This window comes from Brachyspira hyodysenteriae ATCC 27164 (assembly GCF_001676785.2).
In the GTDB taxonomy this organism is placed as follows: Bacteria; Spirochaetota; Brachyspiria; order Brachyspirales; family Brachyspiraceae; genus Brachyspira; species Brachyspira hyodysenteriae.
This window is the reverse complement of sequence record NZ_CP015910.2, coordinates 317838-341194: the sequence shown is the minus strand read 5'-3', so window position 1 is coordinate 341194 and position 23357 is coordinate 317838. Positions and strand designations below refer to the sequence as shown.

General features: G+C 28.8%; 18 protein-coding genes and 1 rRNA gene. 5 read left to right on the top strand and 14 right to left on the bottom strand.

The features are described 5' to 3' along the window. Positions 1 to 2: 2 nt before the first annotated feature. The 5 genes from BHYOB78_RS01495 to citD all read right to left on the bottom strand — a co-directional run bounded on the left by BHYOB78_RS01495 (position 3) and on the right by citD (position 4318). Positions 3 to 473 (bottom strand): tripartite tricarboxylate transporter TctB family protein, encoded by a 471-nt coding sequence (locus tag BHYOB78_RS01495; RefSeq protein ID WP_012671590.1) that lies wholly within the window; start codon positions 471 to 473, stop codon positions 3 to 5. A 77-nt stretch (positions 474 to 550) separates the two neighbouring features. Then, positions 551 to 1540: a Bug family tripartite tricarboxylate transporter substrate binding protein gene (locus BHYOB78_RS01490; protein WP_012671589.1), complete on the bottom strand. Its 990-nt coding sequence runs from the start codon at positions 1538 to 1540 to the stop codon at positions 551 to 553. A gap of 31 nt (positions 1541 to 1571) precedes the next feature. Then, complete coding sequence (gene citF / locus BHYOB78_RS01485; protein WP_012671588.1) at positions 1572 to 3134, bottom strand: citrate lyase subunit alpha; 1563 nt, start codon at positions 3132 to 3134, stop codon at positions 1572 to 1574. A 24-nt stretch (positions 3135 to 3158) separates the two neighbouring features. Next, positions 3159 to 4058 (bottom strand): HpcH/HpaI aldolase/citrate lyase family protein, encoded by a 900-nt coding sequence (locus BHYOB78_RS01480; RefSeq protein WP_012671587.1) that lies wholly within the window; start codon positions 4056 to 4058, stop codon positions 3159 to 3161. Further along, positions 4055 to 4318 (bottom strand): citrate lyase acyl carrier protein, encoded by a 264-nt coding sequence (citD, locus tag BHYOB78_RS01475; RefSeq protein ID WP_020064440.1) that lies wholly within the window; start codon positions 4316 to 4318, stop codon positions 4055 to 4057. The genes BHYOB78_RS01480 and citD overlap by 4 nt, the downstream gene beginning before the upstream one ends. Before the next feature lie 330 nt (positions 4319 to 4648). On the opposite strand from citD, the gene BHYOB78_RS01470 reads away from it, so the two are divergent. After that, entirely contained in the window at positions 4649 to 6172 is a 1524-nt protein-coding gene (locus tag BHYOB78_RS01470; protein ID WP_020064439.1) for a YifB family Mg chelatase-like AAA ATPase, read from the top strand. Positions 6173 to 6283: 111 nt separating this feature from the next. Here the strand turns inward: BHYOB78_RS01470 and BHYOB78_RS01465 are convergent, their stop codons facing one another. The 5 genes from BHYOB78_RS01465 to BHYOB78_RS01445 form a co-directional block, all read right to left on the bottom strand. Further along, positions 6284 to 6844: a hypothetical protein gene (locus BHYOB78_RS01465; protein ID WP_020064438.1), complete on the bottom strand. Its 561-nt coding sequence runs from the start codon at positions 6842 to 6844 to the stop codon at positions 6284 to 6286. A gap of 455 nt (positions 6845 to 7299) precedes the next feature. Next, the gene (gene trxB / locus BHYOB78_RS01460) at positions 7300 to 8232 is read right to left on the bottom strand and encodes a thioredoxin-disulfide reductase (protein ID WP_020064437.1); all 933 of its coding nucleotides are present in this window, start codon (positions 8230 to 8232) and stop codon (positions 7300 to 7302) included. 92 nt (positions 8233 to 8324) lie between these two features. After that, positions 8325 to 9788, bottom strand: a complete 1464-nt coding sequence (locus tag BHYOB78_RS01455) for an AlbA family DNA-binding domain-containing protein (RefSeq protein WP_020064436.1) — start codon at positions 9786 to 9788, stop codon at positions 8325 to 8327. 131 nt (positions 9789 to 9919) lie between these two features. After that, positions 9920 to 10900, bottom strand: coding sequence for an acetylxylan esterase (locus BHYOB78_RS01450; RefSeq protein WP_012671581.1), 981 nt, complete (start codon positions 10898 to 10900; stop codon positions 9920 to 9922). A gap of 92 nt (positions 10901 to 10992) precedes the next feature. Next, positions 10993 to 11991, bottom strand: coding sequence for an FAD:protein FMN transferase (locus tag BHYOB78_RS01445; protein WP_012671580.1), 999 nt, complete (start codon positions 11989 to 11991; stop codon positions 10993 to 10995). Positions 11992 to 12275: 284 nt separating this feature from the next. On the opposite strand from BHYOB78_RS01445, the gene BHYOB78_RS01440 reads away from it, so the two are divergent. Continuing rightward, a complete protein-coding gene (locus tag BHYOB78_RS01440; protein ID WP_012671579.1) occupies positions 12276 to 12707 on the top strand; it encodes a PepSY-like domain-containing protein in 432 nt (143 codons plus the stop codon). A 106-nt stretch (positions 12708 to 12813) separates the two neighbouring features. Here the strand turns inward: BHYOB78_RS01440 and rsmD are convergent, their stop codons facing one another. Both rsmD and BHYOB78_RS01430 read right to left on the bottom strand, forming a co-directional pair. Beyond that, positions 12814 to 13377: a 16S rRNA (guanine(966)-N(2))-methyltransferase RsmD gene (gene rsmD / locus BHYOB78_RS01435; protein WP_012671578.1), complete on the bottom strand. Its 564-nt coding sequence runs from the start codon at positions 13375 to 13377 to the stop codon at positions 12814 to 12816. A 24-nt stretch (positions 13378 to 13401) separates the two neighbouring features. Continuing rightward, positions 13402 to 14076, bottom strand: coding sequence for a hypothetical protein (locus BHYOB78_RS01430; protein WP_020064435.1), 675 nt, complete (start codon positions 14074 to 14076; stop codon positions 13402 to 13404). A 165-nt stretch (positions 14077 to 14241) separates the two neighbouring features. Here BHYOB78_RS01430 and BHYOB78_RS01425 point away from each other — a divergent pair, with 165 nt between their 5' ends. Continuing rightward, entirely contained in the window at positions 14242 to 16944 is a 2703-nt protein-coding gene (locus tag BHYOB78_RS01425; protein WP_012671576.1) for a YidC/Oxa1 family membrane protein insertase, read from the top strand. A 12-nt stretch (positions 16945 to 16956) separates the two neighbouring features. Here the strand turns inward: BHYOB78_RS01425 and BHYOB78_RS01420 are convergent, their stop codons facing one another. Both BHYOB78_RS01420 and BHYOB78_RS01415 read right to left on the bottom strand, forming a co-directional pair. Next, entirely contained in the window at positions 16957 to 17688 is a 732-nt protein-coding gene (locus BHYOB78_RS01420; RefSeq protein WP_012671575.1) for a GntR family transcriptional regulator, read from the bottom strand. A 196-nt stretch (positions 17689 to 17884) separates the two neighbouring features. Then, a 16S ribosomal RNA gene (locus BHYOB78_RS01415) occupies positions 17885 to 19399 on the bottom strand. Positions 19400 to 20099: 700 nt separating this feature from the next. On the opposite strand from BHYOB78_RS01415, the gene BHYOB78_RS01410 reads away from it, so the two are divergent. Then, positions 20100 to 20840 (top strand): hypothetical protein, encoded by a 741-nt coding sequence (locus BHYOB78_RS01410; RefSeq protein ID WP_012671574.1) that lies wholly within the window; start codon positions 20100 to 20102, stop codon positions 20838 to 20840. A gap of 4 nt (positions 20841 to 20844) precedes the next feature. Continuing rightward, positions 20845 to 23355: a LysM peptidoglycan-binding domain-containing protein gene (locus BHYOB78_RS13895; protein WP_065203219.1), complete on the top strand. Its 2511-nt coding sequence runs from the start codon at positions 20845 to 20847 to the stop codon at positions 23353 to 23355. Positions 23356 to 23357 lie beyond the last annotated feature (2 nt).

The window sequence follows — 23357 nt, the reverse complement described above, 5'->3', positions numbered from 1 at the left end:
TATTATATTATACCGAATGGTGATCTAGGCAAGTAGATACCCAAAAATACATTAAATATTAAAAAAGCTATAACACTAAATAATACAGCAACTATAGTTGAAACCTTCCAAGCTTTAAGGCCTCCGAATATTAAAAGCTCTATTTCAAGGAATATTATTGTAGCGAATACATATCCTATTACATTGAATAATACAGCATAAAGAACAGCATTAACTACTGTAATAGCTATTTTCTTACCATTGTTTCCTATAGAAAACTGTACTGTTTCTTTTTTTTCTTTTTTAGAATTTTTTATGGTATCATCTATTAATAGAAGAACACCTAATATTATAAAAGCTATGCCTAGTATTGCAGGAAAAATTTTTGGTTCTGCTGCTCTTCCTATACTGGCATCCGGCAATTGAAAAGTCATAATTGTATAAGCTATACCAACTGCTATAGTAATTATTGATGACAATGCTGTTATTGTCATAACCCCTCCTCATTTGTTTTTTAAAGCCCAATTAATATAAATTAATTGAGCTTTATTTAATATTATTATTTATAGGTTTATTTTTTCAACATACCAATATCTTCTAATATTGTTTTGTAATCTTGTTCTGCTTGTTCTAACAATTTTACGAAATCTTCTGAATTAAGATAATATTGATCCCAGTCATAATTAGCGCAAGCATCTTTCCATTCTTGAGTTTCAACCATTTTAGCTAAAGCATCTTTCCAGAAAGTAACTGCATATTCAGGCATTCCAGGAGCTCCGAATAATCCTCTCCAGTTAACGAAAGTTTCATTTATTCCAGATTCAATACAAGTAGGTATTTCGCCTTTTATTCCTGTTCCGATTCTTCTATCAGCAGTTTGTGCTAAAACTCTTAAATCACCGCTTTCAACCAAACCCATAACGTCAGCTAAGCTTGTAGAGAATAAATCTATATGTCCGCCCAAAACTTGTGTAGCACCATCATCATCGAAAGCAATATAATCTATTTGATCTAAATTTGGAACACCAGCAGCTCTAGCCATGATTAAGAACTGAACATGGTCCATAGATCCAGCAGAAGATGTACCGCCTATTTTTACAGATTTAGGATCAGCTTTAAGAGCATTCATTACATCCATAATGTTTTTGTATGGAGAATCAGCTTTAACAACAAATGCAGCATAATCAGCTATTAAATTTGCTAAAGGTGTAAGATCTCTAAAACTATATTCTGTAGTACCATTTAAATTTAAGAAAATGATAGGAGGAGAATAAACAGTTATAGTTCTTGCATCACCTTTTTTAGTTTGTAAAGTACCAAGATGAACTGCACCGCCTGCTCCTGGAGCATTTCTTACAGGCATAGGAACTTTTACTATTTTAGTGTCTTGAAGAACTTTTCCTATTGTTCTAATAGTTAAATCCCAACCGCCGCCTGCACCTGCTGGAGCTACAAAATCCAAGTTTCCACTAGGATAATTAGCAGCTGAATCACCGCCTTTACATGAAGCCATTATCAATATAATGGACATAACAAGTAAACTTTTGAATAAAGTTTTCATATTAAACTCCTTAATATTTTATTAAAAAATTTTATTTTTTTACTTGGTAAATTAAATCTATTACACTTCCATCTCTATATTCAATTACTCCAACTATATTATCGGTATATTGAATTTTATCAGGAACTCCTGTAATAGATATAACTTCCTCGTATAGATCTCTAATATCTCTATGTTCTATATTATTTTTATTAAGAACATCTATTAAATCTTTTCTATTAGGATTAACACATACTCCTCTATCGGATACTAATATATCTACGCTTTCTCCAGGAGTTACTATATTTGTTACTTTATCAGTAATAATAGGCATTCTTTTTCTAATAGAAGGTACTGTCATTAATGTTACTTTAGCACCTGCTGCTGTATCAGGAGCACCGCCCAAAGCACCCATGATCAATCCATGAGAACCTGTCAAAGAGTTAACATTGAAATTCAAATCTATCTCTGTAGCAGAAAGCATCATCATATCTAATTTATGAGCAACACAGCTTCCATTATTAGGATTAGCATACATAGAAGCTGACATTTCTATATAACCTTTCTCTTCGCCTATAGCATTAGCGATAGATCCGTCAAATGTCTGAGTATCTAATAAACTTTCAAATAATCCTTCTTTAAATAAATTCAAAAGATAAGCATTTATTCCGCCGGATACAAAAGAGCCTTTTATATTGTTTTCTATCATATACTCTCTTAAATATCTGCATACAGCTAAAGAAGCTCCGCCTGCTCCAGCTTGGAAAGAATATCCATTTTTTATAAGTTCGCATCCTATAAGTATTTCAGCAGCCTTTTCAGCTATAAGAAGTTCTGTAGGATTTGTAGTTATTCTAGTAGCACCTGTAGCTATCAAATTAGGATCTCCTAAAGAATCTACAACTACAACTGAATCTACGTATATTTCAGGTATTGATACTCTATGCAAAGGATATTGAACTAAATTATCAGTAATAGCAACTACATAATCAGCATATAAAGCATCTATCATAGGATATCCCATAGCACCGAAAGCACTTTTTCCTTCACTTCCATTCATATTACCTTCTTCATCACATGCAGGTGCTCCTATAAATGCTACATCTATTTTTACTTCTCCGGCTTCTATGGCTCTTGCTCTTCCGCCATGAGTTCTAAATACAACAGGTTTTTTTAATATATTTTCTGTAGAAACTGCTTTTCCTATCTCGCCTCTTAATCCTGATGTTGCTATAGAAGTTATTACTCCGCTTTTTATATATTCAATTAGTCCCTCATGAGCATTAGTGAATGATGATGTACATATAGAAATATCTTTTATACCCATCTTAGATATTTCTTCTACAACAAGCATTATTACTCCGTCGCCGTTTCTCAAATGATGGTGAAATGATATAGTCATACCATCTTTCAAACCGCTTTTCTCTATGGCTTCTCTTATAGAAGAACATAATTTCTTATTATTAGGTTTATGATTTTTAATTCTTCTTGATTGTGTTTGCTGATTCTCTTTATTATAATAGTAAAAAGCACCCATAAATGGTTTTACTTTACCATATCCCTCTATATATTCCGGTAATTCTATTCCTAATGAATTAGTTATTTTATTACCCATTTTTAACTCCTATTAATTAGAATATCACTTAATCATTCCAGCTGATCTTGCTAATGCCACAATTTTTTCAGCTTTTTCTATTATAGGAATATCTATCATTTTTCCATTTAATGATATTACTCCGCCGTTACTAATATCAGTTTTACTAGCAACTTCTAAAACTTCTAAAGAATATGCTATATCCTCTTTTTTAGGAAGATATGCTTTATGCAAATAAGGTATCTGTGCTGGGTGTATACATGCTTTTCCTGTAAAACCTAAACTTCTTGCTCTTTCACATTGTACTTGAAAACCTTCCATATCATCTATTTTAGTATAAACACCATCAACACAAGCTACTCCGGCAGCATGAGCTTCCATTACTATTTTTCCTCTAGCATAAGCCAATTCTTCTTCTTCTTTTGTTCTTTCTATACCCATACATCTTGTAAAATCTTCAGCACCCAATGAAATTCCTATTACTCTGTCAGAAGCAGTTGCTATATTATAAGCATTATATACTCCTATAGGTGTTTCTAATGCTGCTGCTATTACTACTGTTCCTTTTGGTATTCCGTTTTCAGATTCCACTTTTGTTAAAAAATCATCTACTTGTTTTATTTCTTCTGGAGTATCACACATAGGAAGACGTATATGCTTAAGTCCTGCCTGAACTAAATATTTTATATCATCAAATCCAAACGGAGTTTTTATAGAATTTACTCTGGCAAAAATAGGTATTGTTCCATAATTAATGCTTTTTAATGCTTCTATTAATAATTCTCTAGCATCTTCTTTCTCTTTTAAAGCAACAGCATCTTCTAAATCAAATATAATTGCATCTGGTTTATAAACAACAGCATTATATAATAATTTAGGGTTGCTAGCAGGGGCAAATAACCATGATCTGCAATTAACAAAAGGATTATTTTTTTTATTATTCATTTTACTGCCTCCAAACTCTTTATAGCCCTTCTAATAGCCATTCTAGTTCTTGCTCTTATACAAAAGTCCAAAGCACCATAATCATCTACATCTATAACTATATTTTTTATATCTGTTTCATTAACTACTTCTTCAACGGCCTTCTTTATATGATTAAAAAACATATGTTTAACTGTAGAATTAATATTGATTACTATACCGCCGCTATTTGTAATAGTGGCATTTATGATAGCATCATCAGATATTTTTTTAGTAGCCATAAAAAAATCCTTAAAAACTAATTATACTAGTCGACTAATCATACTAGTATAATATATATTATATTCAAAAAAATAGGATTGTCAATTTTTTCGATTAATTAAATAAGAAGAAAATTAAAAAAATATATTTTTATTTCTTTACACAGTATAAAATCATAATATAATTTTATACTGTATCAAAATTTTCAATTATTATAATATATCAAGATTAAAAAAATATTACTATAAAACTCATTTGTTTTACTAAAAAATAAATAAAATTCAGGCTTAAATCATAAAAAAAATTTGTTTAACTATATGCATATAAATATTAATACAATGGAGTTTTATATGCATACAAAAATATATTCAGAAGCTCTTTATGGAATAGAAGGAATACCTATTGTAATAGAAGTTAATATATCAGAAGGACTGCCTAAATTCGATGTTGTAGGCTTACCGGATCAGGCAGTAAATGAGGCAAAAGAGAGAGTAATTGCCGCCATAAATAATAGCGACAGGTTTTTTCCGCCAAAAAGAATAACTATAAACTTAGCACCAGCAGATTTAAAGAAAACAGGAAGCATGTACGATTTGCCTTTCGCTTTGGGCATACTTTCATCAAGTGCTCAAGTATTTTTCTCTGACTTTATGGACAAAACTATTATACTTGGGGAATTGGCATTGGATGGAAGCGTAAGAGAGGTAAAAGGAATATTCTCAATGCTTTTGAATGCTAAGGAATTGGGTATAACAAATGCTATAATACCATTTAATAATATGGAAGAAGCTAATATCATTGACGGAATTAATCTATATCCTGTAAAAACTTTAAAAGAAGCAATAGATGCCATTGAAGGAAAAAAAGCCCCTATAGTATCTGAAGGTAAATTCAATTTTAATAGCGAAGAAAATGATAATATAGATTTTTCAGATGTTAAAGGACAGGAATATGCAAAACGTGCGGCAATGATAGCAGCAGCAGGAGGACATAATTTTATAATGATAGGTTCTCCAGGATGCGGTAAAACTTTAATAGCAAAAAGAATACCTACAATACTACCTCCATTAACATTCGAAGAAGCTTTGGAAGTTACAAAAATATATTCTTCTTATGGGCTATTATCAAAGAACATGCCTATAGTAAAAAAACGCCCTTTTAGAATACCTCATCATACTTCTTCTTATGTAAGTTTAGTAGGAGGCGGAAGAAATATAAAGGCTGGAGAAATAACATTAGCACATAATGGAGTTTTATTTCTTGATGAGTTTGTAGAGTTTCAAAGTTCAGCACTTCAAACATTAAGAGAACCAATGGAAGAAAAGACTATAACTATAAGCAGAGCAAATGGAAGCATTTCTTTTCCTGCTAATTTCACTTTGATTGCTGCTATGAATCCTTGCCCTTGCGGTTATTATGGAGATGAAAAACATACATGCAGATGCTCTGATATAGCTAGAAAAAAATATATTGCCAAACTTTCAGGACCTATACTAGACAGAATAGACATATCAATAGAAGTTCGTGCCGTTGAATATGCTAAAATGACTTCAAAAGCCGATGGAGAGAGTTCTGCCTCTATGCGTAAAACAGTTGTTGAAGCTAGAAAAAAACAGGAAAAAAGATTCAAGGATAATGGACTTAAAATATTTTCAAATTCATCTATGGGTATAAAAGAAACTGAAAAGTTCTGCATATTAGATGATAAAGCCAGAAATTTACTCAATATGGCTATGGAAAGATTTTCAATGAGTGCAAGAAGCTATAATAAAATATTGAAAGTATCAAGAACTATAGCCGACTTAGATGACAAAGATATTATAGGAGTAGATCATGTTACAGAGGCTTTACAATACAGATTTAATTTAAATTAAGTATATAATTAATAAATCTATTTAGAAAATATCATAATTTAAATAAACAATAAATAAAAAGGTCCCATATAAAAATTATATGAGACCTATTTAACTAAGCATACTAATTTATTATGATACCCATTTAGCTTTAGTAATAAATACAATCAATAACTCTTTATCAAATAATTTCTCTATTTCCTTATCAGGAATATAACCACTTTTTGGTTTTATAGTAAATATTATACGTAAAGGACGTGTACTATTAGGATCCCCCCATACTGTAGTAACATCTTCTGGAAAATATATACCTATTTCGTCTAACTTTGGAGCTACTTCTTTTTCTAATTTTTTAATTAATGCATTTACTGAAGCACTTCCAGCTTTAGATGATGTTAATTTAGCAACATTTTCAAGATATTGATAATCATACAATTTTTCAGCATCTATATTATAAAAATCATCCAGATTTGTAATTTGAGAAAAATCCCAAGTTTCTCCTCCAACTTCAAATGCTGATAAAGATTTAAAAACATTTAGAATTTGATCTTTAGTTATTGTTTTATAAACAGCACTTTTATTATCACCATTATTGTTAATAACAGGTGCTGTGCTTTTATTATTGCAAGATAATACAAATAAAGACAATGGATATATTAATAAAAATAATTTAAATAGTTTTTTGTTTATCATATATATTCCTTAAAAATTTACACTAGATACAATTAATTTTCTATTATAGAAAAGATAACAAAAATAAATAATGTTTGTTAAAAAGTAATTAATTAGTAAAAAATACAATTGCAATATTCTTTCAATATTAATGTAAACATTTTAATGATATTTATACACAATAATATAAATTTTTAATAAAAAAGTTAATATAATTTACAAAGTTTTTTATAAAACAAAAAAATAATATTTTTATTCAACTAATATATAGTAATAGTAAAAAATAAATTAATATTATTTACTGATTTTTTTTTTAAATTTTAATTTTTTTCTTTTTTATGTCTTAGATACCTAAAATGTGCTTAGATTCTTAGTATGTGTAGGAATTTCCGATATAAGAATGAGCAATAAAATAAAAAAGAGCTTAACTTAATTAAAAGCTAAACTCTTTTTTATTAAAAATTGCAAAATTAAAATTAAGCTTTATTCAAATAATGAGTTACGCTCATAGCAGCAACAGCACCTTCTCCAACAGCATTAGCAACCTGACGAACAGGCTTTAATATAGAATCTCCGCAGGCAAATACACCAGGAATATTAGTTTCCATTGTAGACATGTCTGTAACTATATGTCCTGTATCTTTTAATTCCAAGCCGGTGTCTTTTAAGAAATGAGTTGCAGGCTCCTGACCAACGAATACAAACACACCATCTACAGCCTGATCATGTATAGAACCGTCTACAACATTTTTTATTTTTATGCTATTAACCTTACCGTCTCCGCAAATCTCATCTATTACAGAATCAAGTACATATTCTACTTTTCCTGTATCTGTTAAATGTTTTACGTTTATAGGTTCAGCTCTGAATTCTTTTCTTCTATGAACCAAATATATTTTATTAACGAATCTTGTAAGGAAGTAAGCTTCATCAAAAGCACTGTTTCCGCCTCCAACTACAGCAACAGTTTTATTTCTGTAGAAAGCTCCGTCGCAAGTAGCACAATATGAAACACCTTTTCCTCCGAAAGCCTCTTCGCCTTTAGTACCTAATTTTTTAGCAAATCCGCCCATAGCAAGTATTATTGTTTTTGTTTCATAAGTATTACCGTCAGCAGTGATAACTTTTTTTACTTCATCTTTAATATTTTCTACTTTTATAACTTCATCATAAACTATTTCATTTTTAGAGAATTTTTCGGCATGCTGCTGCATTCTGGCTACTAATTCAAAAGCACTCATCTCTTCTGGAAAACCTAAATAATTTTCAACAGCATCAGTACTCATCATCTGACCGCCTATACCCTTTTTTTCTATCAAAATGGAATTTGTCAAAGCTCTTCCTAAATAGAGCATAGCAGAAAGACCGGCAGGACCTCCGCCTATTATAACACTATCATATACAGACATATAAACACTCCTTTTTTATTATTAGTAATAATTATTATATAATATATAGTTTAATAGTCAAGTTAGATTGATCAAACATTTAAATATTTTAATTATTTAAAATGTTTTTTCACATATGCTATTATTTCGCTAGCATTTGCAATTTCTCTAGAAGAATTTCCAACTCTTATGTAGAATTTTTCTTCTTTAGCACCCTGTTTATTTGTTATTTTAGTATATACAGGCTCTCTTCCTTTACTTACATAAACAATACATATATCTTTACCCTCATGATCTACAAAATCAATTCTTATCCCCTCAGCAGAAAATGCATTACCATAGTAAGTTTCTATAAGTGTTCTTAAATGAAGTTCAAAAAAATCTCTATTTGGCTGTTTTAAAGTGCCATAATCATGCTCAAGCCCTATTATTTCTCCGTTATTAGTAATACCTATAAACAGTCTTCCGCCTTCTGTATTGCTGAATGCCGCAATAGATTTCATAATAACTTCTTCTAAAGCTTTATTTATTTTTTCTGTATTACTGTCATATCTTAATGTGGATTTAAACTCTACATTAGTATTTTCACCTTCTTCTATTATTTTAGTTATATTCATATGATTTCTTTTTAATTCTTCTATCATTCTAATATAATGTATAGCAAGCATTACTATTATCACTATAGTAACAATTATAAATACAACTAAGAATAGTATTATAGGTATTTGTATTTTATTGATTAAATCCTTTTCAGGAATAATTATTCCTATTTGTATATTATTATTAGCAACTGAAAAAGTACCTTTATATCCCCAATAATTATTATCCTTATATGCAACTTTTATCATATCCTCATTAGTTCCGTCAAATTCTTCTGTCATAATATCAGCTATAACATTATAATCTAAATTATCTCTCACAGCATTTGTATCAGAATATGATATAGGAAAAGTAATTTTACTATTTCCTGTTATAAGGTATGCATGCATATTATCAATATCTCTAAGCTCTACATCACTGAAATTCACATTAAATTGAGAAATATATTCAAAAGCCACATTTTCATTAGCTATATATATTAAATGTATATAAGGTTTTCCATCTTTTATATAGAAAGAATCAATACTAAGCTGTTCAAATGGTACAGATGAATATAGATTGCTGCTGCTGTTTGTTACAATATGCCCGACGACTTTATATCCATTGCCTTCTTTAGTAATGGACATATAGTTATTACCAACCTGCATAGCTGCTTTTTCTATAAAAGTATGCTTTGGGAAGAAATTAGTTATTAAAATTTTATAAGCTTCCGGAGCCTGATTAACTATATCAAATATAGGAGTCATCTGCATAGAAAAATAGTAGGTGGGATAAAATATTTTAGAATATTCCTCTACTATTGAAGTTTTAACATCTTGAAAAAGAGATTTAAAAATAAATTTTATAGGTATAGGATTTCTAATTTGCATATAAACCAAAACGATTATAAATAAGAACAAAATAGAAATAACCACATCTCTCAATATTCTATTTCTTAGTTCAGATTTAGAAAAAAATCTGCCAGATATAATCTTCATACCATATCCATTAATACCTATTATTGTGTATAATAATATAACATATATACAAATATTATCAACCTATTTTATTTACATAAATAATAGAAGATAATATATGTATAATATGTAAAACACCATATATTTTAAAACTATAAATTTAAAGAATTCAAAAATTCCAATTTTCTTTCACTCTGCTCATTATCTCCGCCCTCATGTCCATTAAAAGTATAAACATTAATAGACTTCTCACCGGAATAATTATTATAAGCAGCAAAAACAGTAGAAGGAGGACATAAAATATCCATAAGCCCTACAGAAAATAAAGCCTTAACTTTAGCCCTCTTAGCAAAAAAGCTTCCATCAAAATATGATAAAGTTTCAAATGCTCTATTTTCATGCATTCTATTTGTTTTACAGAATCTAGCTATTTCATTATAAGGCAAGGTATCTGTAATAGTACATGCCCTTTTATAATCGCATAAGAAAGGCACATCTATCATAGCAGCCTCAATTTTTTCATTTTTAAGTGCTGAAAGTCCTAGAAGTGCAAGTGCTATGCCTCCGCCCTGACTAGTACCGTTTACAGCAATTCTTCCTGTAAGAGGATGCTCCTTTGCAGCTTCGATTGATTTAACAGCATCTACAAAAACTCTTTTATAGAAATAGTCTTTTTTATCCAAAATTCCCATAGTAAGAAAACCGTCAGCATGAGGAGTTGAACCTACAGGATCAGGAGTTGTTGCTCCGTTTCCTCCCTCTGCTCCCTGTCCTCTTACCTCCATAACAAATATACTGTAACCTGCTGAAGGAAAAAGTAAATGACTATTAGGATAATCTCTTCCTCCGCCGTATCCAGGATAATGCATTATACAAGTTAATTTTTCATTATTTTCCCTTGCATATTTAGGTGCTATATACCAGCCGTTTATAATATGCTTTGAATATCCTTTAAATGATACATTCCATACATCAAATAATTTTAAATAAGTATCTATTAAAGTATATTCAGCCTCTGTTTTATGATAATTTTCATTTAAAGTATTAAGCCAAAATTCATCAAAATCCTTAGGCTCTTCACCGCTTCCTTTATATTTATAAAGTTCTTCTAAACTTAAATCAAAAAAAGCCATATAAAACCTCTATAATAAAAAATCAAATTAAACATAATTCATTTATTATGCTCTATAGTATATATATATTTTTTGCAATTTAAAGTGTATATTTAAAAATTATCATTGGTTACTATAAATAATTCACCTTGAGGGGTTACAATATAAGCCTCTTTATACTTAAATGCCTCATTTGTAAAGAAATTGGTACCCATCAAAAATGCTGTCGTAGATAAAGCATCAGCCTCTTCTGCATTAGTATGAACAATAGTAGCGGATATACTATTATAAGTAGGATATCCCACTTTAGCATCTATTATATGGTGATAATTAGTACCATCCTGAGTAAAGTACCTTTCATAATCACCGCTAGTTACTATAGTATAGTTTGTGGATTCTAAAAGTCCCAAATATCCGTCAGCATCGTTTCTTGGATTTCTTATGGCTATTACCCAAGGCTTACCCTTGCTATTGACTCCATTAGCATAAGTATCTCCGCCGTAATCTATTAAATAATTTTTTATGCCGTACTCTGCAAATACATTTTTTAATTTTTCTATTATATAACCTTTACCATAAGATCCAAAATCAAATGTTAAAGGCTTTGATAATTTTAATATCTTTTTATCATCATTAGTAATTATACTTACAGCAGAATAATCTATATTAGCCAAAGCATTATCTATATCTTGTTTTAAAGGTACAGTCTGATTTTCTTTAACTCCAAATCCCCATAACTCTATCAAAGGTCTTACGCTTATATCAAAAGACGGATTTAATTGTGAATATCTTAATCCTGTAGTAAATATATGCGCCATTTCATCTGAAATTTCTATTTCTGTTTTTCCAGATAAACTTTCACTGTTTATTCTTCCTATTTCACTTGCAGTATTATAAGGATTTACTATATTATCCATTCTATTTATTTCATTTGTAATGCTGGTTATAAGCTTATCCATATTTTTATCAGAAGTTTCTGCAGTTATATTAAGTATAGTATCGCTTATTACTACTGTAGCTGTTATATATTTATCTCTGCTCCTGTAAAATGAAATAGCTATTATTAATGCAACCGCTATTATTGGTATAGAAAAATAAATCTTCTTTTTCATGCTCTAATCTCTCATCATTCAAGTTAAATGTATTTAATTATAAACCATTCATAAAAAATAATTGTAAAAGTAAACAATATTTACTATAATGAGATTTTATTTTATACAAACAACTCTAAAGTACAATATGTTTTACAAAAATATTGATTTAATAATATTTTGTAAAAAAATTGTAAAATAATAGTAAATTCTATTGACATAAAACGTTTTTCTGCTATACTTATAATTGTAAAGATAATTTACAGGAGATTATTAGAAAATACAATTAAATTAAGGAGTTTATTATGACAAAAAAATTATTTGCTTTATTAATATCTTTGACTATTCTTTCTACATCAAGTCTTTTTGCTGATTGGGTAGTACCAGCTTCAGCATTGCCTCAAAAAGCTAGGACTTTTATAAGAAGAGTTTATCCTAATGCTAAGATATGGAAAGTTGAAAGAGATGACGGCAAATTTGAAGTAAAATTGTCTAATGGAGCTTCTATAGATTTTATGCCTAATGGTAATTGGCTTAATATAGACGGAGAATATAATGGAGTACCTATGAGCGTTTTACCTCAAGCTGTAGCTAATACTGTTAGAAGAACTTATCCTCAGGCTAGAATGATCGATGTTGAAAAAGAATGGGGTAATTACAAAATAAAACTTAACAATATGATGGAAATATATGTAGCTGCTAATGGTCAGTTAATGGGTCAGCAATGGGACGATTAATAGATTAAGGTTTGTGAAAAAATAAATAAGGTTTATGAAAATATTTTACGGCTAAATGGTTTATGAAAAACTATTAAGAGATGCTTTTTAATAAGCATCTCTTTTTTTATATATACTTAAATATTATCAAAACGCTTTCGCCGTAAGTTTTTATATCATATTCCATAATACCAGATATTATATTTTTTAATTCTTCATTTTCTAAAAATTTCTTATAATAATCTGCCCCAAACTCTGCGGCTAAAACTCCATTATCATTAAGTATATTTCTTTTTATTATATTATTTATAACATCAAAATATATTTTTGAATGATAAGGCGGATCTAAATATATAACATCGAATTTATCATTAGTTTTTTTTACATAATCTTCTGCAGATACTCTTTTTATTTTATATATATTTTCATTGTCATTGAATATAGCTTTAGCATTAGAAAAAATAGTTTTTATAGCCTCTCTGTCTATTTCAATAAAAGCAGCAAACTTAGCATTTCTGCTTAAAGCCTCAAACCCCATAGCACCGCTTCCGGAACATAGATCCAAAAAAGTTTTATTTTCTATATCAATTATATTAAAAAAAGCCTCTTTAACCTTACCCTGTGTAGGTCTGAAATCTCTTTTTGGTGTTATGATTTTTCTTCCCTTTTTATTTCCTGATATAATATGCATAAGTTATTTGCTGCCTATAAAAATTTATTTATAAAGTACTCTAATCTGAGCAAATGCAGAACTAACATTTAAATAAAGTATTTTGTCAGATGTACCCATAACAAAATTAGTTTCTCCAAAACTCACACTGTCGCCTGTAGGAAGAGAAACAGATCCGAAAGCACTTGAAGCTTTTATATGAACTTGTACTTTATCGCTTATTAAAATTACAGTATCTGAAAAAATTGTATTAATATCTATTGTTCTGTTTCTATCTATCTCCAATTCAGATAAATCTATACTATCGGTTTTAAAATAAACACTATATTTAGTTTTTTTATTTTTTGGTATGCTGTCTCTTACATAATGCATGCCGAATAGTATATAAACACCCAAAAATATTATTATCATACCTATAACCATTCTAAATATAGGAGTATATAATATAAAAGGCATATTAACATTAAAGCAGTACCTTATAAGTACATATATTCCTGTACCTATGACAAATATACCCAAAAGTATTTTAGATGCATAAAAACCTCTGCCTACAACTATAGCACAGCCCCAAGCCATTATCAAAATAGCAACTATTATAGTGAATACCGGAGTGTATGCAAGTGCCGGAATATAAATATGAAAAACATATTGCAGTAGAATATAAGCACCTATCAATATTACAATGCTTCCTATCATAAATCTGGAAAGTATAAATTTCATAAATTAAAACCTAAAATAATTTTATTTATTGTTTATATAGTAACTAATATTAATAAAAAAACAAGAGTTTTATAAAAATTATTAATATTATGTTAATATGCTTTCATAATATAAAATATATGTTATTATATAATTCTCTAATTTTTAAATTTTAAATTAATATATATGATATTAGCAGATATATTTTTTGATGTTTTTATATTTCCAATAGAATTTATTATAGAAACTTTATTTTTTCTATTTAAGAATATATTTAACTTATCTTATAGCACAAGTATATTCTTATTAAGTTTATCAATTAATTTTTTATCTCTTCCGCTTTATAATATAGCAGAAAAATGGCAGGAAAAAGAGAGAAATATTCAAAATAAAATGAAGCCCATAATAGATAATATAAAAGCCGTTTATAAAGGTGATCAAAGATATTTACTAATAAGAACCTGTCATAGAATTAACGGATACAAAATAATTTATGCTTTCAGAGGAGTTTTAGGGCTTTTAATACAAATACCATTCTTTATTGCGGCATATAATTTCATATACAGCCTATCCGATTTATCTCAGGGAAATTTATTTTTCATAAAAGATTTTTCAAAGCCTGATAATTTAATAAATGGCATTAATTTACTTCCATTTACTATGACTATATTCAGTATACTTGCAGGAATGGTTTACAGTAAAAAATTGAGTATAAAAGAAAGTATGCCTCTATATATAACTTCATTAATATTTCTAATCATATTATATAATTCGCCTTCAGGATTATTATTTTATTGGAATATCAACTGCCTATTTTCTTTAATTAAAAATATTGTTTTGGAATATAAGTTATATAGAGCATTAAATAAAGATAAAATATTAAAAATATGCAATTTATGCTTTATATTGGCTTTTATAGTATTGATTGTGATGTCTTTTATAAATAAAACAGATATAAAAAATATTTTAACTATTTTGGCAGTAATAATATTGACATTAAACTTTGATTATATAGAAAAATCATTGATTAAAAATAATAATTTCATTAAATACAGATATAAACTGCTTATATTATCATGTTTGATTATAACCGTACTTTCAGGGCTTTTTATACCTACATCATTAATAAATAATTCAGTATCAGAATTCAATAATCATTTAGATTTAATAATAAACAGTATATCTATGAGTATTGGAATATTTTTATTTTATCCATTATTTATATATAATATATTTTCAGATAAAACCAAAAATTATATATCATTAGCATTTATATTTTTGTCCATAATATTCATAATAGACACATTCATTTTTGCTGGTAATTATCCTAATATGAATTCTGATTTTATGTTTGACAGTGCAATTAAAATAATTAATAAAGATATAATAATCAATACTTTAATGATATTAATTTCTTTCCTTTTTATTTATTTAATTATAAAAAAATCCAAATCCTCTATATTAGTAAATATTGATTATATAATAATATTCGTATTGATTGCCTCATCAATATTCTATACATATAAGATATTAAGCTATGATGATACATATACAAAAACATCATATAAATTAAAAAATGGAGAAAAGATATTTAATATCTCAAGAAATGGAGAAAATATATTCGTTATAATATTGGATAGAGCCATACCTTCATATTGGTTTGATGCTTTTAATAGATATGAAGAATATAAAGATATGTTTGACGGCTTTACATTCTATCCTAATACTGTTTCATACAATTATAATACCATAACAATAGCATCTATTTACGGAGGTTATGATTATCTCCCATACGAAACAAGCACTAATAAAAATAATAATCTTACAAACATTCATAATAAAGCTTTATTAACATTGCCTTTATCATTAGAAAAATACGGCTATAAATCTTATATGCTTGATCCTGTTTATGCTAATATGTCTTTTAAGGGAGATTTAAGCATATTTAAAAGCTACAGCAATATTAAAGCCTATAATAAAGATTATATTTACGATTACAGTATAAATAAATATACAAATGAAAATAATATAATAACATCTAATTTAGATAATGATAAATTGATAAGATTTTCATTTTTTAGGATAATACCTGTATGGCTAAGAAAAACATTATACAGCGGCGGAAAATGGCTTATAAATGAAAATAATATTATGAATACAAGTATAGAAAATTATGCTTTATTAAATTCTATTAAAGATTTAATAAATATAGATGAAAATGGCAATAATTATAATATAATGCATAACAATACCACACATGAACCTCATTATTTTCTTCCTGATTTATTGCCTTCAGTATCTTTGAATTATATAGATACAAATGATTTAAAAATATATAAAGATACCAACAGCGTAAGACATTTTTATGCAAATGCAGCTTCAATGAAAAATATAGTTAAAATAATAGAGTTTCTTAAAAAAAATAATGTTTATGATAATACAAAAATAATAATAATTTCTGATCATGGATACAGAGTAAATTCAAAATACTTTGAAAAGCCTAATACAAAATTTATAGCTTTATATAATTCTTTATTAATGTATAAAGACTTTAATAAAAGAGGAAAATTAAATATTGATACTAATTTTATGACTGTAGCCGATATGCCTTATTTGGCAGTTAATCATATAAAAGATATAAAAAATATATTTAATAATAAAATAATAACCAATGATTATAAAACAAATGGTGCTAATATAATAAGAATTAGAAGCTGGAAGCCAGAAAATCAATCATCAAACACTTATGATTTTAATACATATTATCATGTAAATAATAACATATTTGATACTAATAATTGGAAACTATACAATTGGTATTATGACAGCAATTATAGTAAGGAAATAGATTTATCTTTAGGATTCAAAGAAGAAACTACTAATGATTAAAAAATAATATAATTATACTTTATATTTAAAATATTGAGGATATAGATCATATACTTTTTTTAATTTACATCTATAATTGGATAATAAATTATTTTCTAATTGCATTGCTATACTATAATCTTTATTTTTTATAGCATTTATAATATCAGTATGCTGCTTTATAGCAAAATCAACATTAGTTTTAGATAGAGATTCTAATATATGAAACCTTACATAATGGGTTCCAAATTTCAAAATTTTTTCCCATACATTAATTTTATTGATATTTTTGAATATCTCGCTATGGAATTGCTCATTGAGATCTAAAAATTTCATAATAGAATCTCTATTCAAATTAGTAGATGCTATTTTTTTCTGTTTCTCAAATATATATTCCAAAGAAATTAATAAATTTTCAGAATTAAAATCTTCTGAGCATAATAAAATCATTATTTCTTTTTCTATAGCAGATCTCATAAATAATGAATCTTCTATTAAGCTAGGATCCAATAAAGAAACATAAGTACCTTTTTGAGGAAAAACATCAATTAATTCTTCATCTACTAATCTAACTATAGCTTCTCTGATTGGAGATCTGCTTACATTAAAAGTTTTTTTTATATTTAATTCGCTTATTTTTTCTCCTGGTTTAAGTACCAATTTCATTATATTTTCTTTCAATACTCTATATACATATATTCTATTATACTCGTATATTTTTTGTTCTTGCATATTCATATCAATTTCTTTTTGCAACACAGCCATAAAAAATCTCCAATATCAACTATAACTATTATAGACATATTATCAAAAAAGTCAAAAATATAAATATTTTTCCAAAAAAGACACAAAAAAACCAGCCACAAAGGCTAGTTTATTTAACGAGGTATAAAAAATATAATATGGAAAAATTCTTTCAAATATGAATAGCAGTAAGATTTAAGTCGGACAATCTCCGAATAAAGGAGGTGATCCAGCCACACCTTCCGGTACGGCTGCCTTGTTACGACTTCACCCTCATCATCAGTCCCACCTTCGGCGCCGCCCCCCTTGCGGTTAGGCTAACGACTTCAGGTAAAACCAACTCCGATGGCGTGACGGGCGGTGTGTACAATCCCCGGGAACGTATTCACCGTAGCGTTCTGATCTACGATTACTAGTGATTCCAACTTCATGGAGTCGAGTTTCAGACTCCAATCCGAACTGAGGCAACTTTTTTGAGTTTTGCTCCACCTCGCGGTCTTGCTTCTCTTTGTACTTGCCATTGTAGCACGTGTGTAGCCCTGGACATAAGGGCCATGAGGACTTGACATCATCCCCACCTTCCTCCTACTTGAACGTAGGCAGTCCCCTAAGAGTGCCCGACATTACTCGGTAGCAACAAAGGGTGAGGGTTGCGCTCGTTGCGGGACTTAACCCAACATCTCACGACACGAGCTGACGACAGCCATGCAGCACCTATGTAAAACGTCCTTGCGGTCTGACTTATCTCTAAATCATTCATCTTACAATTCAAACCCAGGTAAGGTTTTTCGCGTATCATCGAATTAAACCACATGCTCCACCACTTGTGCGGGGACCCGTCAATTTCTTTGAGTTTCACCCTTGCGGGCATACTCCTCAGGCGGTACACTTAAGACGTTAGCTACGGCACTCCTATTTAAATAGAAGCACCTAGTGTACAACGTTTACGGCTAGGACTACCAGGGTATCTAAGCCTGTTTGCTCCCCTAGCTTTCGTGATTCAGCGTCGATAAATGCCCAGATGACTGCCTTCGCTATAGGTGTTCCTCTCGATATCTGCGCATTCCACCGCTACACCGAGAATTCCATCATCCCCTACAATATCCAAGACTTACAGTATCCGAGGCGTTTCCGAAGTTGAGCTTCGGTCTTTCACCTTAGACTTATAAGTCCGCCTACTCACCCTTTACGCCCAGTAAATCCGAGCAACGTTTGCCTCCTACGTATTACCGCGGCTGCTGGCACATAGTTAGCCGAGGCTTACATTATCTACTGTCACTCATTCTTCGATAATTTCCGAGGTTTACAACCCGAAGGCCTTCATCCCTCACGCGATGTCGCTCCATCAGACTTTCGTCCATTGTGGAAGATTCTCAGCTGCTGCCTCCCGTAGGAGTCTGGGCCGTATCTCAGTCCCAATGTGGCCGGTCACCCTCTCAGGTCGGCTACCTATCGTAGCTTTGGTAGGCCGTTACCCCACCAACAGGCTAATAGGCCGCAGGCTCATCGTAAAGCGGATTGCTCCTTTCCTCTACTCTACTTATGTAGCAAGAGTATATGCGGTATTAGTCCATGTTTCCATGGGTTATCCCCCACTCTACGGCAGATTACCTACGTGTTACTCACCAGTTCGCCGCTAACTTATCCAGTTGCCCGAATAAGCCCGCTCGACTTGCATGCTTAAGACGCATCGCCAACGTTCGCTCTGAGCCAGAATCAAACTCTCCATACTCACTTTTGTGAATCTGAAATGATTCTTTATTTTACTATTCTACTGAATAGTGATTTACTTACTTAAAGAAATGTTACAAATTGTAACTATTGGGTCATAGAACTTATTAAGTTCTTTACACCAGTTGTGTTTTTCTTAAATTGCTTCTGCTATCCATATTTCAAAGAACTTTTATTTTTGTTAGCTGATGTTTCGTTTTGTTTTTCGTTTCTCATCAACTGTTTTATTATTATAGCATACAGCTAAAAAAACACAATACTAAATAAACCGCTTTTTGATGTTTTTTTAGGTATTTTTTTCAAAATAAAACATATATAATACATGTAATACATATTTCGACTAGCTAAAAATATATTTTGACTTTTTTAATAAAAACAAGGGCTAAAAAAGCATAAAAAACTTGGAATTCTAGGAATTTTATGGCTATTTTTGGAAAATTTATCCAAAAAAATCAAAATTTAGATGCTGTTAAGACTATTTTGAAAAAAAATTATAATAAAAACTAAAAAATTATATGATTTTTGATTCATATTTTTAAAATTTCTTATAAAAAACTCAAAAATAAAATTAATAAAAACAAAGCCGATAAAAAAAGCCCTAATTTTATATAAAAACTATTAAGTATACACAAATAAAATATTTTTTTAAAACTTGATTTTATATTAATTTAGATATATTATATAGACACTGGAGTAGAATTTTGGAAAACATTATAGATATAATAAATAAAGCACAATTAAAGACAATAGATAAAGATACATTTTTATCAATAGCATCAATGTGTTCTTTTATTCCAAAATCTATAACAGAAAATAATACTTGGAAAAAATTACCTTTATCTGCTAAAGAAGTATATAGAACTTTAGTTGCTAATTATGACTATGAACTTGGAATAGCTAAAACCACCCATTCTCAAATATTAAATGAGGCTGGAATAGGAGGAAATGCAACAATAGTTAAATCATTAGATACTTTAGAAGAAAAAGGATTTATTACTAGAGTAGAATCTAAGGCAAAAAGTCATCATTATCTTATGCCTTATCAGGAAAAATTTTATGCTACTATATGTAATTTTGAAGCAAGAGATTTTTCTATACTCTATACTGTAAATAAAAAAATTAAAAAAGATACACAAATTAAACAAGTTACTAATAAACTTTTCTTTAAAGTTTGTTATAATTTAAGTTGTTTAGGTATTGATGAGCCTCAAAAATTAATAGATAAATATTCATCTGATGGAAATCAGCTTAGAATAATTCTTTCTATGTGTAATTATGTTTATATAGCAAAAGAAAAGAATCTAAATAAAGATATAAATTTAAATAAATATCTTATAGATTCTCTAAAAAGAGGAAATATAACTGAAAACATATTCGATGAAAAGACAATGAATACTATAAAAAATATATTAATAAATAGAAAACAAAATATAACAGAGTGAAAATATGGCAACAAAAAAAACTACAACAAACAAAAAAGAAGAATCTAAAGAAACAAAAAAAACAACTAACAAAAAAGAAGAGACTGTAAAGAAAACTGCAGCTAAAAAAACTGCTGAAAAAGCTGAAAAGAAAGAGGAACCTGTAAAGAAAACTGCAGCCAAAAAAACTGCTGAAAAAGCTGAAAAGAAAGAAGAGCCTGTAAAGAAAACTGCAGCCAAAAAAACTGCTGAAAAAGCTGAAAAGAAAGAAGAGCCTGTAAAGAAAACTACAGCTAAAAAAGCTGAAAAGAAAGAAGAGCCTGTAAAGAAAACTACAGCTAAAAAAACTGTTGAAAAAGCTGAAAAGAAAGAAGAGCCTATTAAAAAAGTTGCTGAAATAAGTACAACAGAAGAAAAAACAGCAGAAATAAAAGAAACTAAAACTGAAACAAAGCCATTAACTTCAATTCTGAAAAAAAATGATGATGAAAAAAGAGATTTAAAAGATATAATCAAAGAAGCTACATCTGAAATAAAAACTGCAGATAGAAAAATTGTTCTTAAAACTTCAACTCCTGTTAGAAAACTTGAATCAATAAAAACAGAAAATACTGAAAATAAAACAGAAAGAGAGTCAATAACTCTTCTAAAAGAAGCTATAAAAGCAAAATCTAAGAATGTATCAAGACCTGTAAGTGTAAAAAAACGTATAGCTATAGTAGATGTAGATGATGAGAATATAGATAATACTAAAAATACTTCTAAGCCTGTTATAAGCAGTGTATTTGCTGCTCATAGCATAAAAACTGAAGAAACTGAAAAAGTAATTGATAAAATAGAAGATACTGCTGCTGAACAAAATAATGAAAATATATCATCAGCAATAGTTCATGATAATAATTCATCTCCTTATTCTTTTGAAACATTCGAGCATAAAGAAGAAAAAACTGAAGAAACTGTAAATAATGAAAAAATAGAAGAAAATAATGATACTAAACAGGATGAAAATATTGAATCAGTATCTGAAAATGAAGATAAAATCACTGAAGAAATAGAAACTACAGAAGAAGTGATAAAAGAAGAAGAAAAAGAAACAGTAACAGAAGAAACTAAAGAGATTAATGAAATTGAAGAAGAGAAAACAGAAGCAAAAATTGAAGAGGTTGAAAAAATTGAAGAAACTGTAAAAGTAGAAGAAAAAGCTACATACAGTAAAAGTGATATATTTAAAAGACCTGTTATTATACCTACTGATGATGAACATATTCAAAGATCTAAATTCGATCAGGAAGAAATGGATACAGCAATAAAAGATGCTCCTACAGTAGATGAAAATACTTCAGTAGAAAATTATAAAGATTACTCTTCTTCATCAAAAATAGAGGAATTAAAAGAAACTATTAATGAAAAAATTCAGGAATTAAAAGATAAAGAAATAAAAATAATAGAAACAGAAGATGAATTGAAAACTTCTTCTTTACCTGAAATTGAAAAGAAACCTGCTGAACCTTATGTTGCTCCTGATCATTCTATAGATAATAATAAAAAATCTAATAAAATTGTACCTATAGTTGGAATTATAATTATAATATTAGGATTATCATTCTTAGGAGTTCAATTCTTCTCAGGTAAAAACAATGAAGTAGATGATAATTTCTATGAGGAAGTAACAAACAACAATACATTAAATACTAATAATTTAATAACAAACAATGTTATATCTGTTACTAATAATATAAATACTAACAGACAAAATACTAATACTGCAGTAAATACTCAAACTAATGCTACTAGACCGCAGACTAATAATGCAGTAAATACTCAAACTAACACTACTAGACCACAAACTAACAATGCAGTAAATACTCAAACTAATACTACTAGACCACAAACTAATAATACAGTAAATACTCAAACTAATACTACTAGACCACAAACTAACAATGCAGTAAATACTCAAACTAACACTACTAGACCACAAACTAATAATACAGTAAATACTCAAACTAATGTTACTAGACCGCAGACTAACAATGCAGTAAATACTCAAACTAATACTACTAGACCGCAAACTAACACTGTTACTACACCTCCTACTCCTCCAAAAGAACCGGAAATAACACCCCCTACTCCTCCAACACCTCCACCTAATCCTCCTACTGCAAATACAAATGCTGCTGCTAATAATAATACACAGGCAAATAACAATACATTATCATATAATACTGATATTTATAAAACAAAATGGACAGATACATTATCATCAATAGCTACAGCTGAACTTGGGGACAGCAGAAGATGGCCTTCAATAGCTGTACTTAATGAAAATATAATAAATAATAATCCTGATAGTATAGTATTTAATATAGATATCAAAATCCCTAATGGGGGAAAAAAAAAAATTGAAGATATGAATGAATCAGAAAAGAGAGCTTTATACAATGACTATATAAAAGTATCTGAAATGTATTTAAAAATGGGAAAAGAGAATCTGGCAAATTCAATAAAGTCTCAAGCTAATTCTATATTAAAATAAAA

What these genes read in the sequence shown, in the direction of transcription:
- BHYOB78_RS01465 (WP_020064438.1), bottom strand. Translation starts at nt 6,844, where the DNA reads ATGATAAACAAAAAACTATTTAAATTATTTTTATTAATATATCCATTG.
- citF (WP_012671588.1), bottom strand. Translation starts at nt 3,134, where the DNA reads ATGGGTAATAAAATAACTAATTCATTAGGAATAGAATTACCGGAATAT.
- rsmD (WP_012671578.1), bottom strand. Translation starts at nt 13,377, where the DNA reads ATGCATATTATATCAGGAAATAAAAAGGGAAGAAAAATCATAACACCA.
- BHYOB78_RS01445 (WP_012671580.1), bottom strand. Translation starts at nt 11,991, where the DNA reads ATGAAAAAGAAGATTTATTTTTCTATACCAATAATAGCGGTTGCATTA.
- BHYOB78_RS01495 (WP_012671590.1), bottom strand. Translation starts at nt 473, where the DNA reads ATGACAATAACAGCATTGTCATCAATAATTACTATAGCAGTTGGTATA.
- citD (WP_020064440.1), bottom strand. Translation starts at nt 4,318, where the DNA reads ATGGCTACTAAAAAAATATCTGATGATGCTATCATAAATGCCACTATT.
- BHYOB78_RS01470 (WP_020064439.1), top strand. Translation starts at nt 4,649, where the DNA reads ATGCATACAAAAATATATTCAGAAGCTCTTTATGGAATAGAAGGAATA.
- BHYOB78_RS01425 (WP_012671576.1), top strand. Translation starts at nt 14,242, where the DNA reads ATGATATTAGCAGATATATTTTTTGATGTTTTTATATTTCCAATAGAA.
- BHYOB78_RS01420 (WP_012671575.1), bottom strand. Translation starts at nt 17,688, where the DNA reads ATGGCTGTGTTGCAAAAAGAAATTGATATGAATATGCAAGAACAAAAA.
- BHYOB78_RS01480 (WP_012671587.1), bottom strand. Translation starts at nt 4,058, where the DNA reads ATGAATAATAAAAAAAATAATCCTTTTGTTAATTGCAGATCATGGTTA.
- BHYOB78_RS01455 (WP_020064436.1), bottom strand. Translation starts at nt 9,788, where the DNA reads ATGAAGATTATATCTGGCAGATTTTTTTCTAAATCTGAACTAAGAAAT.
- BHYOB78_RS01450 (WP_012671581.1), bottom strand. Translation starts at nt 10,900, where the DNA reads ATGGCTTTTTTTGATTTAAGTTTAGAAGAACTTTATAAATATAAAGGA.
- BHYOB78_RS13895 (WP_065203219.1), top strand. Translation starts at nt 20,845, where the DNA reads ATGGCAACAAAAAAAACTACAACAAACAAAAAAGAAGAATCTAAAGAA.
- trxB (WP_020064437.1), bottom strand. Translation starts at nt 8,232, where the DNA reads ATGTCTGTATATGATAGTGTTATAATAGGCGGAGGTCCTGCCGGTCTT.
- BHYOB78_RS01490 (WP_012671589.1), bottom strand. Translation starts at nt 1,540, where the DNA reads ATGAAAACTTTATTCAAAAGTTTACTTGTTATGTCCATTATATTGATA.
- BHYOB78_RS01430 (WP_020064435.1), bottom strand. Translation starts at nt 14,076, where the DNA reads ATGAAATTTATACTTTCCAGATTTATGATAGGAAGCATTGTAATATTG.
- BHYOB78_RS01440 (WP_012671579.1), top strand. Translation starts at nt 12,276, where the DNA reads ATGACAAAAAAATTATTTGCTTTATTAATATCTTTGACTATTCTTTCT.